This window comes from Streptomyces anulatus (assembly GCF_000721175.1).
GTDB classification, from domain to species: domain Bacteria; phylum Actinomycetota; class Actinomycetes; order Streptomycetales; family Streptomycetaceae; genus Streptomyces; species Streptomyces anulatus_C.
This window is the reverse complement of sequence record NZ_JOEZ01000004.1, coordinates 13,763-28,740: the sequence shown is the minus strand read 5'-3', so window position 1 is coordinate 28,740 and position 14,978 is coordinate 13,763. Positions and strand designations below refer to the sequence as shown.

The following is a 14,978-nucleotide window of genomic DNA, read 5'->3' as shown; positions in this document are numbered from 1 at the left end:
TGGCCGGCCGCGCACGTCCCTACAACCACACTTGCATGACCTTGACCTGCAAAGACACCCACTGAAGTGCGGGCCACAGTCCCGCTGCCGGCATCGTTCCGCCCAGCCCCGCCAAGGCGTTTTCGTATGCTCCGCTGCACCGCGGGAACGCCCTCGCCCGCGGCGCGCCTGGTGCCGGCCGGCCCAGCGCCCAGACACGCAGGGCTGGAGGACTTGATGCGCGGCACGACGGTCGCCGGCCGGTACCGGCTGAAGGAGCCGATCGGCAGCGGAGGCATGGGCACCGTGTGGCGCGCAGAGGACCTCCACGAGAACCACGACCTCGCCCTCAAGATCATTGCGGTCGGGGAGGGTTACCCGGTGCGGGAAGCGGCCTTCCGCCGCGAGGCGCAGGTCGCCGCGCGCCTGTCCCACCCGAACGTCGTCGCCGTCCGGGACCACGGCGCCGCCGACCTCGACGGCCGCAGGATCCTCTTCCTGGCCATGGACCTCATCGACGGACGGCCGCTGAACACCCTCACCGGCCGCCCGCTCCCCGTCACCCAGGCCCTGACCTGGGCGATCCAGATCAGCCAGGCCCTGGAGGCCGCCCACCACCGCGGCATCGTCCACCGCGACCTCAAGCCGTCCAACGTCCTCCTCGACCAGGCCGCCGGCAACGCCGCGAAACTGTGCGACTTCGGCATCGCGCGCCTTGCCGAGGCCACCCACCACACCCTGACCGTGACCGGCGTCGCCATCGGCACCCCCGCCTACATGTCGCCCGAGCAGGCCCGCGGAGACACCACGCTGAGCGCACCCAGTGACCTCTACTCGCTCGGCTGCCTCCTCCACGAGCTGCTCACCGGACACGTCCCCTTCACCGGCACGGGCTGGCAGATCCTCAACCAGCACGTCCACGACGCGCCGACCCCGCTGTCCACCCTGCGCCCCGGTGTTCCCCGCGAGCTCGAGCAGCTGCTCCTGGAACTCCTCGACAAGGACCCCGACCGCCGGCCGACCGCGGCCGACACCCGCATGCGGCTCACCCGGCTGAACACCGCGCTGGCCGCTCTCGCCGACGCACCCACCGCGACAGCGCCCCGGCACCCGCCCACGCTGGTCGCCACCACGACCTCCGTCAGCCGCCACCGCGAGCCGGCCGCCCGCAGCAGCACTATGTGCGCGGCCGGCCTGACCACGGCCGCCATCACCGGCGCCCTCTCGCTCACCACCACCGTGCCGACGCCCTGGACGACCAGCCTGGGCACTCTCGCCGGGCTGCTGCTCGCCGCCCTCTACCTTCTCGATCCGCCCCAGCCACCGCACCCCGAGCAGCTGAGGATCACCACGGCCGCCCTCATGACCCTCCTGCTCCTCACCGGCGGCACGGCGCTCGCCGTCCTCGTCACCGACATCTCCTTTTGGGCGTACGCCCTGGCCATCAGCGTCCTCGGCGGGCCAACCCTGATCGCCTGCACCAGCGGTGTGCGCCGCCTGGTCGAGCACACCCTCCACCGCTCGGCCTGGCACGGCGACCTCGCGGCGACCGCCGGTGCCCTGCAGACCGCCACCGTGCTGCTCGCCGCCCACCACGCCGGCCTTCCGCCTCTCACCCTCATCGCCGCCGGCGCCGTGCTGTGGCCGGCCGCAGCACTTCTCACCGCGGTCCTCACACCGCGCCGAACCCGCCACGACCCTCTTGCGCCGGCCCGGACCGGAAACACCGAGCTCCTTCGTGTCACCCGGCCCCGGTCCGCCGTTACCCCCACATGAACGACGCCACCACCGTCTCCGGCGAGATCATTTCCGGCTCCGTGATCGACCGACTCCTTGCCACCGCCGACTGCTCCGACGGTGAACGCGCCCTCGCGAACAGCTCCCTTGCCGAGGAAGCGGCCTACAAGTACGCACTGGCCTACGGGCTGTCCGGCGGCCGCGACCTCCACCACGAGGCTCACAGCGCCGGCATCGACAACCTCCTGGGCCACACGGTGCCGGCGGCCGTCGCCTTCGCACTGCACCACCTCGATGCACTGCTGCCCGACCTGACGATCGAGCAGTGGGAGCGGCTCGATGCCGCCGCCATCGCCCTGCACTCCCGAATCTGCGAGGACCTGACCGGAGCGAACTGCACCGGCGACGAACCCCAAGTTCCTGCCGATGCCGTACCCGATGACGTGAACTGAGCCGTCCGGCCCCCGGTACCGGTTCCCACCGACGGCAAGGCGACGATCAGCGTCGCGTCGATGTCAGTGGCCGCCTCTAGGCTGCGCCGCACAGCGAGGCAAGACCCCGCTCACCCTTGAAGAGCGGGGAGTTGGACCATGACGCGCACCGGCAGACCGCGGAAGGACCCCCGCGAACCGGAAGAGATCATGCGGGCAGCGGGCCTGGAGCCGCTGGAGCCCTACCCCGGCAGCTCCGCCCCGTGGCGGTGCCGCCATACGGCGTGCGGCCGGGAGGTCACCCCCCGCCTGAGCAATGTCACCAAGGGACAGCGCGGCTGCGTCTACTGCTCCGGGCGGGCCCGGATCGAGCCCGAGGCCGCAGCCGGCGTCATGCGGGCCGCCGGCCTGGAGCCCCTGGAGCCCTATCCCGGCAGCGACCGCAAGTGGCGGTGCCGCCACCTCGCATGCGGACGCGAGGTCACACCCACCTACGTCCGGATCAACTCCGGTGCCGGGCCCTGCCGGTGGTGCGCTCCGAACGCGCCGGTCGACCCGGACGTCGCCGCGGCCGACATGCGGGCCGCGGGCCTGGAACCCCTCGGCCCGTACCCGGGAGTGGACACGCCGTGGCCCGTCCGCTGCCGGACGTGCGGAGCGCCCGGGGCACCCACGCTGGGCTCCATCCGGCAGGGCCAGGGCGGCTGTTACCCCTGTGGCCGGCGCAAAGCCAACGAGTCGATGCGCCACGACGCCGAGACCGCGGCCGCGGTGATGCGGGAAGCGGGCCTGGAGCCGCTGGAGCCGTACCCCGGGACCGCGTTCCCGTGGAAGAGCCGCTGCACCAAGTGCGGGTCCATCGTCTCCCCCCGCCTGGGTTCCCTGACCGGCCAGAGCCGGCGTCCGGCCTGCAAGCGGTGCGCTGACCGGGCCAACGGTGAGGCGCAGCGCCACGACGAGGACCTGGCCGTCGCCGAGATGCGCGAACACGGATTCGAACCCCAGGAACCGTACCGCGGGGTCAAGTACCCCTGGCGGTGCCTGTGCCACGGCTGCGGCACCATCACCTCGCCGACCTTCGGATCCATCCTCGCCGGCCAGAGCGGATGCCGGCGCTGCGCCGACCTCCGCGCCGGCGCCGCCCGACGGGAAGACCCCGAGCGCGCCGCCGCCTCCATGCGCGAAGCCGGCCTCGAGCCCCTGGAGCCCTATACCACGACCATGACGCCCTGGCGCTGCCGCTGCACCACCTGCGGCCGCACCTCGACCCCCACCCTGGCCAAGATCCGCAGCGGCCGCAGATGCAAGTACTGCGCCCGCTATGGCTTCGACCGCGCCGCGCCCGCCCGCGTCTACGTCGTCACCCACGCACAGCACGGCGCCGTCAAGATCGGCGTCGCCGGCGCCCTTCAGCGCAACGACCGCATCGCCCAGCACCGCCGCCTCGGATGGACCCTGTTCTACGAACACCACGTGCCCAGCGGCGACGACGCCCTGGCCGTGGAGCAGACGATCCTGCGGCGCCTGCGCGCCGCCGGGCACGGCGTCTTCCTCACCGCCGTCCAGATGCCCAACGGCTGGACCGAGACGTTCGACGCAGCCCGCGTCACGGCCGCCCAGCTTCGAGACGCGATCCGAGAACACCAGCCCACGCCAGCCCCTCCCGAGCCGCTGACCCTGTTCTAGCGGCCCAGCCGGGCCGGGGAGCAAGCCAACCTCGGCGGTGATGGGGCGGGCTATGCCGCGTCCTGGAGGGGGAGGGCCGCCGCGGCGGCCTGCTTGGCGGACTCCAGCGCCCTGGTGAACGTCGAGGCGACGACGGCGGCCTCGTCGGTCAGCGCCTCAATCTCGGCGACCGCCAGGTCGTCGACCGTGGTGCGGGCAAGAAGGTCGAGGAGTTCGTCGCTGCCCGCGTCCAGCCGCTCGATCTCCCGTACCTCGGCGTAGCGGGCGTCGGCCTCGGCGACCTGTGAGGCGTAGGCCTCCAGCGCCGCCACCCGCCGCTCGATGCCGTGCAGGCTCGTCGCGAGCACACGCCGGCGAGAGGCGAGCAGCTCGGCCACCGTGGCGTTGTCCGTCTCCTGCGGCGCCCTGTGACCCTTGCGGGCCACGCGGCTGTAGTTCCGCAGGTCTTGGGCGATCGCCCACTCCTGACGAGGGAAGGTCGCCTCGTTGCGCTGGGCGTCGAGCCACCTCTCGCGGTGCACCCTGGAGTCGAGCACGGCCGTCATCGCCCGCCGCGCACGTGCCAGAAGTTCCTGGGCCTCGGCGGTCAGCTCCCTCGGATGAACGAGGTGCTGCTGGACGGCGGCGAGCCGGCGCAGCTGCCCGTTGTAGAGCGCCCGATCGGCGATCAGACCGGCGCAGAGCACGGCCACGACGCCGGCGGCCAGCGGCCACATGGACAGCAGCGTGTGCGCCATGTCGACGGCCTCCTGCAGCTTCCGGTCCAGCGTGCCGACGAGGCTGGAGGAGTCGGCGGCGGGATCCGCGATTTCGAGGCCACCGGTCCACCACCACACCACACCGGCAACCGCGACTCCCGCTCCGCCGCGCGCAAGAAGGGGGACGGCCGCCCACAGCGGGTTGGCCGGGCGGCCCACGTACCGGCCAGGGTCCTCAAGAGCCTGCCGTAGGACCTTCCGAGTAGCGTCCGAGAGCTCCGCATCCGGGTCAAGGACCGGGCGCGTCGCGCTGTCCGCGGACTCCGTCACCGCTTCCTCCCCTTGTACGACCACAGGCCGCTCGGCCCTGCTCCACCTGTCCCGGCGGTGACCGCGCTGTCGCGGGCCGACACCTCGGTCCGCGCCACGGTACGTGATCGCGTTCCGGCGCCAAGGCGATTGGACCCAGTGGACTGCCGCTGTCTCTGCGCGCCAGCCCCATCCACCGTGCCACTGCCGGGATACTGCCGACCGCAAGCACCTTGATCGCATGATTCCGTAACACGTACGCTGGCGGCCGTTACTGTGTGTGGCGCAGAGTGAACAGTCCGCTGAACGCGGTTCGCTCGGGTTGCCTGCGGGATGCGGGGGTGCAGGTTGGACAACTCCATGCCGGTGGCAGCTGGTGTTCCGCCCATCCATTTCGGAGTGCACGAACTGAGGACCGGAAGCGCGGACGGGGCACGGGCCGACTTCGAGAAGATGCTCGCGCAGCTCGCCAGTGCGACCAATCCGAACGTCCGGATGATCGCCGCGAATCCGGGCGACTGGGGAATCGACGCTTTCGCCGGTGACCTCGGCGGTGCCATCACGGTCTGGCAGTCCAAGTACTTCATGCCGAAGACCACAACCAGCCAGTCGCAGCAGATTCGCGAGTCCCTCGCGAACGGGCTGAAAGCCGCAGCGGCCAACGGTCACACCATCACGCTCTGGATCCTGTGCATCCCCTCCAGCATGGACGGGCCGGCAGCCCAATGGTGGGATGGCTGGAAGAAGCGGCAGGAGAAGGCGCATGGCCTTGTCATCGAGTTGTGGGACGAGACCACGCTCATGAAGAAGCTGCTGAGCCCCGAAGGTGACCAGGTACGCCGTGCCTATTACGAACCCTTCACGGCGCCCGCCGCCCCCACCCAGGAGCAGATACGCCTCGTGCTGGACGTGGAGGAGGACAAGGCGGCGGCGCTCGACTCGGCTCTATTCGTGCGCCAGATGACCGAGGCCGGCCACGTCGAACTGGACTCGGCGAAACGCCAGTTCTTCAACGCCGACCTGGTGGCGCGCGAAGTCGCGCACAAGGGAGTGCCGGCTGAGGTTGCCGCACTGAGCTCTGCTGACGCCACCCTTCACGGGGTGTGGGAGATGCAGTTCAACGAGTGCTCGGCCGAGGGCACCCTCGCTGCTCTGCACGGCCGGGTATGGCGCGAGGTGCGCGGCGAGCACGACAAACTGCCCAAGGTGCTGCGTCTGGAGGTGACGCACAGCTGGGGTCTGGTCCACCGGCTGGTCGACAACCGTCGGGCAGGGTGGGTCGCACACTGGCGGCAGATCGCGAGCGGTCATGCCGACGACTGAGGTTTCGCGTCTGTCCGTACCGCTCGACCACTGATGAGGAGCATGCCGTGCAAGCAGACCGGCCGGTTGTGATGCCCGAGGACGAGGTACCTTTCCGTCTCGCTCAACTGCTGCTGCTCCTTGACGCCGTCGCCGCGCAGGACGCAAACGGGGCGACCCTGGAACGCATCGGGTACTACGACTTCCTGTCCGCGAACCCCTTCCTCGTAGTTCCCTCCGAGGGCCGGGACGCGAGCCTCCTCCGGTTGGCCGGATTCGACCCGCAGGTCCTTGCCTACGCGTCCTCTTCACAGCGATTCACGAGCCGGCGAGAACGGATCCAGCACGACTTGGCGCTCCTGGTGGCCTATGGGTGCTGCCAGGTCCGAAATCGCAACGGCTCCCTCACCTACTCGATCACAGAGGCCGGTCAGCACCTCGGCGGGCAGTTCACCGCCACCTACGCCACCTCCTTTGCTACTGCCGCAGACATCGTCGTCCGCCAGCTCCGCAAACTCAGCGACAAAAGGCTGCGCGAGCAGACCGCACGGTGGCTCAGGCCGGACGGACCCGACGGGCCCGCAGCTGCCCTCATGAGCGTCCTGGGGCCAGGCCCGTTGCTGGAAACGTCCTGGGAGGGATGATCACCATGGAGCCGCTTCCCGGCATCCGGATCCGCCGTCTGCGCCTGGTCGGCATGGAGCGGTCCTACGACGTCGATTTCACCGCCGAACAACGGGTACGGAACCTCTCCGTTATCGCCGGGGCATTCAGCTCCGGCAAGACAGCGGTCCTGGAATTCATCGCCTACGGGCTCGGCGCGAAACGGCACCCCCGCCACCAGGAGGTGCTGCGAAGGGTCCGTTCATGTCTCCTGGAGGTCGAGCTCTCCGGCGAGCCGCACGTGATCGAGCGGTCGGTCGGAGAGCCCTCGAAAATCGCCTTCGTACGCCGCGGAACGCTCGACAGCAGGCCCACCTCCAGGGCCGAGAGCAGGCCCATCGACCCGCCCGGGGCACCGGAGAGCCTGTCCTCCCTCCTCCTGAGTCATTGCAAGCTCGAAGGCGTCCAGCTACGCGAAGCGCCCACCAACAGCGAATCCCGCACGGACCCGCTCAGCTTCCGCGACTTGATGTGGCTCGCCTTCCTGCCCAACGAACGCGTCGCGGACAAGAACTTCCTGTTCGAGAACGACTACATGCGCAAGCACAAACTGCGGCAGGTCGTCGACGTCGCCTTCGGGGTCCACGACGATCGTGCCGTCGAACTCGGCCAGCGCATCCAGGAACTCGGCGGCCGGCTCAACCGCGCCAAAGCCGAACTCGCAGCAGCCCGTACCTTCGTCGTGGAACAGGCTCCCACCGCACTGGACGGTGAACCCACACCTGCCGTCCACGAACAGGAGCTAGCTGACATCACGAGCCAGCTCACGGAGTTGGACCGCCGGGCGCAGGCGGGAACGGAATTCGCCGCCCAACTGCGCCACCAGCACAAAGAGGCGGCCCAGACTTCTCACCGGGCGGCAGCGGTCCTGCGGGACTGCGAAACACAGCTCCAACGCCTGATGCCTCTCCGCGCACAGTACGCCGACGATCTCCTCAAGCTCGGCATGCTCGGCGAGGCACAGCAGATCTTCGACCCCCTGAGCGTCACCACCTGCCCCGCCTGCCTGAACCGGCTGTCGGCTCCCCCCACCGCCGACAACGGACGCTGCAGCCTCTGCCGCCACGAACTGACAGCGGCGGAAGGGGCGTTGGTCCTGGGCACTGCCGACACCGGCAGCCAGGCCGGAGACAACCGGGTGGACGTCGCAGCCGAGACCCGGTCCACCAAGGCCCGCCTCAAGGAGATCACCACCTACATCGACGAGCTCGGCGCCTCACTTGCCACACTCAAACTCCGGGCGGAAGAGGCGGCCGTCCGGGAAGAGGAAGCCGCCGCCGCGCTGGATGCCGCGACGTCGCCCTCCGTCTCACCGTTCCTCGCCGCCCGCGACGACCTCCACCGAAGGCGCGAACGAGTCCTGCGCCAACTCGAACAGGCCGAAAGCGCGGTCAAACTCCGCGAAGGACTTGCCAAACGGGCCGACGCCGTGGAACGTCACGAAGCCCAGATCGCCCGTCTCCGAGAGGAACTCGCACGACTCGGAGATGCCTCCCACGACCGCGATCGGGTCATCGCCAAGATCAGCGGCCGATACGGCGAGCTCTTGCGAGCCTGGCGCTACCCCAAGGTCAGTACGCCCTTCATCAAGACCGACCTCACCCCCTTCGTACGCGGTGAGCCGTACCAGGAAGCCTCCTCCGGCGCCCGCACCCTGCTCACCCTGGCCTGGCAGCTGGCCGTATTCGAAATCGCCGTCGAAGCAGGGGCCGCACACCCGGGATTCCTCATGATCGACAGTCCCCAGAAAAACCTCGGCCACGGCGGCACCCTCGATGCCGTGATCGCGGACGCCGTCGCCATCGACGACTTCTACCACCACCTGTCCCTCTGGCTCGCAGAGCGCGGTAGCCGAGCACAGCTCATCGTCGCCGACAACAGCCCGCCACCGCTGGTGGAAAGCAGCGTGGTGGTGCGCTACAGCCGCAACGAGGACCGTCCGCCGTACGGGCTGATCGAGGACGAAACCAGTGCGGACGAGGAGGCAGAAGCCGACGCGTGAAACGCCCTCCCAAACACGGGTCCTTTCCTCGATAGCAGGCTGACCCCAAAAGGCGCATCCGCGCGGATCACTCACTCGGCAGTTGAAGCGGGCTCGACTCGAGGTCAGCCCGACAGCCGCGTGTCGGTCAGCATCAGTGGCTGCCAGAGCTCGGACGGGTGGGCGGACCATGGCGCGGTAGATCCTGACCTTTTGCCACTGAAGACTGACCGATGGCCCGCGCGTGCAGGATGTAGCCATGGAGAACGAGGTGCCCTTGTCCGGCGGACGCATCACTACAGGGGTGGTCAGGATCGGCGATACCGTCCGTCGGCCAGTCACCGCGTCGTCCTCGTTCGTGGCCGAATTGCTCGGTGACCTTCGACGGCAGGGCTTCACTGGCGCTCCGCGTCATCTGGGGTTCGACGAGGCCAACCGCGAGATCCTCAGCTACCTTCCTGGCTGGGTGCCCGCCCGCTTCCAGCGCTGGACAGACCCTCAGGTGGCTGCCGCCGGCTCCCTGCTCCGCGCTTTCCACGACGCCACCAGCGCGAGCCGCCTGGCCGGTCAGCACCCCGTTGTCTGCCACCACGACCCGGGGCCGAACAACACGGTCTTCGCAGACGACATCCCGTTCGCCTTCATCGACTTCGACACCGCCGCCCCCGGTGATCCGCTGGAAGACCTCGGATACATGGCATGGACCTGGTGCATTTCCTCCAAGCCTGACGCTCCACCCGCCGCCAGCCAGGCCGCACAGGTACGCATCCTCGCTGGCGCGTACGGCCTCGACGACGCCTCCCGCTCACGTCTCATCGATGCCGCGCTCGACCGCCAGATGCGCAATGCCCGGTGGTGGCGCCACCACCTCATGCGCCCGTCTCCGCACGTCGCTGACGACCACGAGATCGCCGAGCGCATCCGGTGGTCCGAACGGGAGCACGCCTACACCTTGGCCAACCGCACGACCTTCGACGCAGCCCTGCACTGACATCCGACACGAGTCCGATCCGCCTGCGCGATCAAGGCTCGCTGGCACACTCCCGCGTCCGCAACCTCGGTGACACTGGGGAGCCATCGCACGGCGTCCGAACGATCCCGGAAACTCGTCCGCTCTGACTGTCACACCGCGCTCCGTCCGCACACCTGTACCAGGTGACAGCGGACCTCACAGCGGGAGCAGCACGTGACCCACACCCTCACTCCGTACGCGCCCCGGCGACAGCAGGGCCTTCGCACGACCGACACGGCCGTCCCCCCGGTCGCCCTGCGCCAGATGGCCACCGGCGAAACCGAAGAGACGGCCCGAGACGAACTCCCGGAGGCTGAGCACCTCATCCCGACGCCAGCGCCCGAACAGGCCCGAGGCGAGGCACGGATCTTCCATGCGCTGATCACCGCCTACGGCCGTCACCGCCCCACCCTCACCGGCGGCCCGTTCGGTATCCGCAGCCTCACCCCCCGCACCGACGAACTGGTGGTGCGGATCGCGCCCGCCCAGATGGACCGGTGGATCGACGCCCTCGCCCACCGGCCGGGCGGGACAGGCGTAGCAGGCCTGCGCTGGGCCGGCCTGCGAGAGGGGATTGCCCTGACGCTGCCCGGGATGAGGCTGCTCCTCGCCGACATCAGCGAGACCGACTGGCGTGCCGCACTCGGCCGCCGGTCCGCCGACCAGAGCAGCCTGATGCCGCACTGGATCCCCCAGTTCCGCGGCGAGCCCGAGTACGCAGCCGCCCAGGACGCCGAACTCGCGAGCCTCGCCGACCACCTGTGCGCCACCTTGCGCCGGATCCGGCTCCTCGACGCCCTCACCCGTATCAGCGGTCACGTCCACCTGTTCACCACCCGCCACCACGGCAGCCTCCACCTGATCGAGGCATGCGAGGCAACCTCCACCGCCCTGCCGCTGTGGACCTCCCGGTCCGTCCCCCTGGCCCTGTGGCCCGCCGGACCGATCCCCGCTCCGGGCCCTGCCGACCCACGCGCAGCTGTCCTTGACCTCCTCACCGAGATCGAACCCGCCCGCGCCCCGTCCGGCACCGCCGATCACCCCGCTGCCCGCGCCCTCTGCCACATCGCCGGCCTCACTACGGACCCTGTTCTGGTCCAGGCCGCCGAGCACGCTCTCGAAGTCGCCACCTGTGTCCTCGCCGACCCCGCCCACGCCAGCGTGTACGCCGCCGGCGGCTGGGCAGGCAGCTGCCGCACATACCCCGAAGGCACGGTCCACGGAAGCGACCCCTGCCTCCCGCCCGGCGCCGAGGCCGTCACCGGCCTCCCCGAGGAAGCCGTCCAGCGCCTCGGCCAGCACTTCTCCAGCCGGCCCTCGGACACCTCCCGCGCCGACCTCGTCGCCGCCGGCCGGGAGGAGCTCGTCCACCTTCTCGACTGGGCACTCGCCGTCGCGACCCGCCCCGCCAACCGGCCGGACTGGACCCGCGACAGGACCGACGGCACGCTTCAGCACACCCAGCCGCTGCCCGACCGCGACGGCCTCCTGACCCTGACCGCCACCACCACCGGCGTTTACCGCGTCAGCCTGGACGCACTGGGGCTGAGCGACCTCGCCGACGAGGACGACAGCGTGGAATGGGAACGTGAGGCCGCGCCCTCGCAGAGTGCCGCCGTCCTGCTCGCCGATCACGCCGCGATCGAGGCCGCCGTCTGCCTGCCCTTCCAGCGCGAACACCGCAAGCAGCGCCTCCTGCTGCCCGCGGCGGTGCCGGCCGAGCCGACGATCCGCTCCGTCATCGCCGGAGCCGACTACGTTCTTGGGTTCTTCACCTTCGCCAGCGTCCTCGGCCGCCTCCACGAGCGCGTGGGCTCCACCCAGGGAGCAGCCGACGGCCACTGGCGAACCGACACCCCGCCCGACGGCCCCGCTACCCTCACCGCTCTCATCAGCGACTGGTGCGCGCTGCCCTCACCCCACCACGGCGAAGCCGCCAACACCGCCACCGTCGACAGCCCCACCTACCTCCGCCACCTCGCTGCCCACCGCGCCGCCCTCGACCCGTTCGTCACCCGCTACCTTGCCGCCGCTGACAGCCTCCCGGGTGCGCGCACCTTCGAAGAGCGGCACGTCGCCGGCTTCGCAGCCCTGCGCACCACTGACCTGTCCGCCCTGGCCCGCACGGAGGTACGCCCCACCGGCGAACGGCTCCTCCGCCTGGTCAGGTCCATCCCACAGGACCCTGCCCAGCTGACCGCCTGGTACGAACACCACCTCGACCAGGCCTGAACCCCGCCGACCTCGGAAGAAGGAGCAACCGCACGATGAGCGATCAACTGGCGGACCCGACAGCGTTCGTAGGCGCCATCGGACGCGGGAAGGCGCCGCTGTCGGGTGACGCCGACGCCGACCAGTACACGGCCGTGCTCAGGCGCGCCCTGCACACCGTCGAATGCCGCGAACTCGGCCCGGAGGCCGCCGGTCAGAAGTTCGGACCGTTCGCGGACACCTCCGACGACCGTGTGACCGTGCTCGTGGACGAGCACCAGATCCGGGACCGCTACCCCGGCCACGACGAGCTCCACCACCTGGCGCACGCGGTCCGTGAGCGAGGACCAGCGGTGGACGTCGTCATGGTGCTGCCCAAGCCAGCCACGCCGTTCATGGATGAGATGGCCCACGTCGTCAGCAAGGTCGCCGAGCCCGCCTGCGGCCCAGCGCCGGCCGGGCCCACCCGCTGGGTGTACGAGCCGAGCCGCCCACTGCGACCGTTCCGGTGGTACCCGGGGGGTGAGCGTGAAGCGGCGGACGAGCGGTAACGGCTCGGGCCGGAGGCGGTGCTCGACGCGTTCGCGTCGGCAGACGTGAGCACGGGCGGGCGTGCCAGGAGCGGCGGGCGGTGGTCGGTCGGGAGCGAGGCAGGCTTGACATGGGAATGCGGCCCGAAGGAAATCTCCTCGGGCCGCAGTTCGGAATCTGTATACGCTTTCGCAGCCGGCCTGCGCGCCGGCGTCCAGCCGGGCCCGGCCCGGGACGAATCAGGGGGACCAGATGACCACCACGAAGACCTCAAGCCCGGCAGTATCAGTGCCCGGCCGTACGCCGGGCGCCCCCGTCGCCCTCTTCAGCGACGAGGCGTCCGCGGTGACGAGAGCCGTGCCCGGCGCGGCCCGAAGCCTGCCGCGGCCACTGGACACCCTGACCTGGCAGGAGCCCCCCGCCATGGAGGACGCGGACGACGTCGCGCGGTGACCGCATGGCCCGGGCCACGTCGCCTTTCGCCGCTCGGCTGATCCGTCCAGGTGCCCCACCACGATCACCGGTTGTGCCAAGCAGAGTGGTCCTCGTTCCACTGCTCCCGGGCCCGGGCCCGCTCCACTTCTGCGTCGAGACGCTCGACGCGCGTTCCGTCCTTGATGTGGACATCGGCGTGCGACGAACCAGCGTGGTACCGGTGGCGCTGGCTGACCATGACCACGGTCCGGGCGATACCCGCCTGGTTCGGCATCGCCATCGCCGTCGACACGAAGGGCCCCGCCGGGCCGCCCGGCACCGAGATCCAGTCGTCCTCAGGGGCCTGCCAGGGGAAGATCAGGTCTCCTCCCTGAGGGCCGGTGCCGGAGGGAAGACCTGCGAGCGCCGGATCAAGACCGGCGGTCTGCCTGGCGAGCGCCTCCAGTTCGAGGACGGCCACCTGAAAATTGTCCCCGGGGGCTGCCATCTGCCCGAGCATGGCGAGTTCTGAGGCCACCCGGCGCCAGTCCTCCGCGCGGTCACCGGTGATGCTCCGGTCCGTACGCAGTGTGGTGAGGGTGCGGGTGATGAAGGCGTGACGGGCGCGTTCTCAGCCTGCGTTGCCTCGCATTGCCGGGGGCAGAGGCGGGAGGCGGTCGGTGAGGTGCTGGGCGCGGAGCCGGGTGTCCGGGGCGGGCATCGGGGTCCTCGAAGTCGGAGGGCGTTTGGGTGGGTTCTGGCCTGCTGCTGCGTGCCGGTCCGGTGCCGTCGCGCAAGTACGACGGCACCGGACCGGGCGGAGTGGGTTCGGCGGGCACCGGCCGGAGCGGGGAGGGGGCTACTCGCCCCGGGTGCTCCACCCGAAGAAGCACCAGGTCAGTTCGTCTCCCGGCGTGCGCAGCAGCAGTGCGGCGGCGCCGGATCTGACGATCGGGTCGTAATCCTCGATCAGGCGGTCGGCGAGCCAGTCGGCGTCGTCCTCGCACAGCGGCCCGCCGTCTTGGCCGTCGAAGCAGCCGTCGGCGCGCAGCCGGTCCCGGCTGTGGGCGACCTTCACCTCGGTCACCTTCGACAGGTCCGCGCGGGGCCGGAACGGATCGTGCGGCTGTTCGCCGTCCTGGGCGGCGAACGCGGTGAAGGCTGCTTCGGGTGTCGGCCCGCTCGCCGTGAATCGGAACAGCATGGGCTCCGTGCTCATGTCGGTCCTCACATCTGGGGGCGGAGAGCCGGGTGTTCGGTCTGCTGGCCGGGGCCGCTGTTGAGGGCGTGCACGAACCGGCCCAGGGCGACGGGGATGGTTCCCTCCAGCTCCGGTGCGCCCTCTCGTCCGGCGACCGACAGGTGGGGTTTTCCGCCGCGGGCCCGCACGATGTGGAAGGTGCGCTGGTTGAGGTCGACGGCGTGGACGATCCGGACTTCCTGGCGGCCGGGCAGGAGATGGTTCACCCGTTCACCGCTGTTCCGCAGCATGCGCAGTTCCGGCGGGAGTTGGACGTTCTTCGGCTTGTTCCACCCCTCGAACATGAACCCAACAGCGAAGACGGAGTCCTCATGCACCTCGCCGGGGACCAGGAGGGACGGTACGGGCGGCAGCGCCTCAGCGTGGTGCCGCAAGGCGTCGGCGGGGTTGATACCCGCCGGGTTCCAGATGACCTCCGGGATGAACTCCACCTCCACGCGAGGGGGCTGCAGACGGAGCATGAACAGGCGGGGAGGTAGGTCCCAGCCCTGTTGTTCGCCGAGCCGGGATTCGATGTCGGCCAGGACGGAGGCGACCATGTCGGAGGCCAGGTCCTGCGATGGAGGTGCAGCGGGGAGGGGCTGGAGGTCTTGGGGCATGGAGGAGTCACCTTTCGTCCCGGCCGCACAAGGAAGCGGCCGCAGCGAATGCGATCAAGGGAGAGAAGGAGGGCCGGGCTGACCCGGCGATACGATCAATCTACATACTGAAATACAAATACGCAACACTTCTGTTCTGTGTGTACGGCGCCGACCTGACGCGC

14 protein-coding genes are annotated in these 14,978 nt (G+C 70.1%); 10 read left to right on the top strand and 4 right to left on the bottom strand.

The window, feature by feature from the left end:
• Positions 1–216 precede the first annotated feature (216 nt).
• The 3 genes from IG90_RS0105420 to IG90_RS45150 all read left to right on the top strand — a co-directional run bounded on the left by IG90_RS0105420 (position 217) and on the right by IG90_RS45150 (position 3,833).
• On the top strand, positions 217–1,755 hold the full coding sequence (locus IG90_RS0105420) for a serine/threonine-protein kinase (RefSeq protein WP_051860001.1): 1,539 nt from the start codon (positions 217–219) through the stop codon (positions 1,753–1,755).
• On the top strand, positions 1,752–2,168 hold the full coding sequence (locus tag IG90_RS0105415; protein ID WP_030578340.1) for a hypothetical protein: 417 nt from the start codon (positions 1,752–1,754) through the stop codon (positions 2,166–2,168). Before IG90_RS0105420 ends, IG90_RS0105415 begins: the two co-directional genes overlap by 4 nt.
• Before the next feature lie 138 nt (positions 2,169–2,306).
• Positions 2,307–3,833: a hypothetical protein gene (locus IG90_RS45150; RefSeq protein WP_051860000.1), complete on the top strand. Its 1,527-nt coding sequence runs from the start codon at positions 2,307–2,309 to the stop codon at positions 3,831–3,833.
• A gap of 50 nt (positions 3,834–3,883) precedes the next feature.
• On the opposite strand, the gene IG90_RS0105400 is transcribed toward IG90_RS45150, so the two are convergent.
• Positions 3,884–4,861: a hypothetical protein gene (locus IG90_RS0105400; RefSeq protein WP_200402156.1), complete on the bottom strand. Its 978-nt coding sequence runs from the start codon at positions 4,859–4,861 to the stop codon at positions 3,884–3,886.
• Positions 4,862–5,188: 327 nt separating this feature from the next.
• Here IG90_RS0105400 and IG90_RS0105395 point away from each other — a divergent pair, with 327 nt between their 5' ends.
• From IG90_RS0105395 to IG90_RS41545, 7 genes are all read left to right on the top strand, one after another.
• Positions 5,189–6,163, top strand: a complete 975-nt coding sequence (locus IG90_RS0105395; protein WP_233435910.1) for a serine/threonine protein kinase — start codon at positions 5,189–5,191, stop codon at positions 6,161–6,163.
• Between the two features lie 47 nt (positions 6,164–6,210).
• Complete coding sequence (locus IG90_RS0105390) at positions 6,211–6,786, top strand: ABC-three component system middle component 2 (RefSeq protein WP_030578332.1); 576 nt, start codon at positions 6,211–6,213, stop codon at positions 6,784–6,786.
• Positions 6,787–6,791: 5 nt separating this feature from the next.
• Complete coding sequence (locus tag IG90_RS0105385) at positions 6,792–8,807, top strand: coiled-coil domain-containing protein (protein ID WP_233435909.1); 2,016 nt, start codon at positions 6,792–6,794, stop codon at positions 8,805–8,807.
• Between the two features lie 238 nt (positions 8,808–9,045).
• Positions 9,046–9,777, top strand: a complete 732-nt coding sequence (locus IG90_RS0105380; RefSeq protein ID WP_030578328.1) for a phosphotransferase family protein — start codon at positions 9,046–9,048, stop codon at positions 9,775–9,777.
• Between the two features lie 195 nt (positions 9,778–9,972).
• Entirely contained in the window at positions 9,973–12,030 is a 2,058-nt protein-coding gene (locus tag IG90_RS0105375; protein WP_030578325.1) for a hypothetical protein, read from the top strand.
• Between the two features lie 35 nt (positions 12,031–12,065).
• On the top strand, positions 12,066–12,560 hold the full coding sequence (locus IG90_RS0105370) for a hypothetical protein (protein ID WP_030578322.1): 495 nt from the start codon (positions 12,066–12,068) through the stop codon (positions 12,558–12,560).
• Positions 12,561–12,792: 232 nt separating this feature from the next.
• Entirely contained in the window at positions 12,793–12,993 is a 201-nt protein-coding gene (locus IG90_RS41545; RefSeq protein WP_078585196.1) for a hypothetical protein, read from the top strand.
• A 64-nt stretch (positions 12,994–13,057) separates the two neighbouring features.
• Here the strand turns inward: IG90_RS41545 and IG90_RS0105360 are convergent, their stop codons facing one another.
• The 3 genes from IG90_RS0105360 to IG90_RS0105350 all read right to left on the bottom strand — a co-directional run bounded on the left by IG90_RS0105360 (position 13,058) and on the right by IG90_RS0105350 (position 14,814).
• Complete coding sequence (locus tag IG90_RS0105360; RefSeq protein ID WP_157846290.1) at positions 13,058–13,462, bottom strand: hypothetical protein; 405 nt, start codon at positions 13,460–13,462, stop codon at positions 13,058–13,060.
• Between the two features lie 351 nt (positions 13,463–13,813).
• A complete protein-coding gene (locus tag IG90_RS0105355) occupies positions 13,814–14,173 on the bottom strand; it encodes a hypothetical protein (protein WP_030578316.1) in 360 nt (119 codons plus the stop codon).
• A gap of 8 nt (positions 14,174–14,181) precedes the next feature.
• Positions 14,182–14,814, bottom strand: a complete 633-nt coding sequence (locus IG90_RS0105350; RefSeq protein ID WP_157846289.1) for a hypothetical protein — start codon at positions 14,812–14,814, stop codon at positions 14,182–14,184.
• Positions 14,815–14,978: the final 164 nt, after the last annotated feature.

Excerpts from the sequence above, each read along its gene's own strand:
- IG90_RS0105420 (WP_051860001.1), top strand. The coding sequence starts at position 217 with ATGCGCGGCACGACGGTCGCCGGCCGGTACCGGCTGAAGGAGCCGATC.
- IG90_RS0105415 (WP_030578340.1), top strand. The coding sequence starts at position 1,752 with ATGAACGACGCCACCACCGTCTCCGGCGAGATCATTTCCGGCTCCGTG.
- IG90_RS45150 (WP_051860000.1), top strand. The coding sequence starts at position 2,307 with ATGACGCGCACCGGCAGACCGCGGAAGGACCCCCGCGAACCGGAAGAG.
- IG90_RS0105385 (WP_233435909.1), top strand. The coding sequence starts at position 6,792 with ATGGAGCCGCTTCCCGGCATCCGGATCCGCCGTCTGCGCCTGGTCGGC.
- IG90_RS0105380 (WP_030578328.1), top strand. The coding sequence starts at position 9,046 with ATGGAGAACGAGGTGCCCTTGTCCGGCGGACGCATCACTACAGGGGTG.
- IG90_RS0105370 (WP_030578322.1), top strand. The coding sequence starts at position 12,066 with ATGAGCGATCAACTGGCGGACCCGACAGCGTTCGTAGGCGCCATCGGA.
- IG90_RS41545 (WP_078585196.1), top strand. The coding sequence starts at position 12,793 with ATGACCACCACGAAGACCTCAAGCCCGGCAGTATCAGTGCCCGGCCGT.
- IG90_RS0105360 (WP_157846290.1), bottom strand. The coding sequence starts at position 13,462 with ATGGCAGCCCCCGGGGACAATTTTCAGGTGGCCGTCCTCGAACTGGAG.
- IG90_RS0105355 (WP_030578316.1), bottom strand. The coding sequence starts at position 14,173 with ATGAGCACGGAGCCCATGCTGTTCCGATTCACGGCGAGCGGGCCGACA.
- IG90_RS0105350 (WP_157846289.1), bottom strand. The coding sequence starts at position 14,814 with ATGCCCCAAGACCTCCAGCCCCTCCCCGCTGCACCTCCATCGCAGGAC.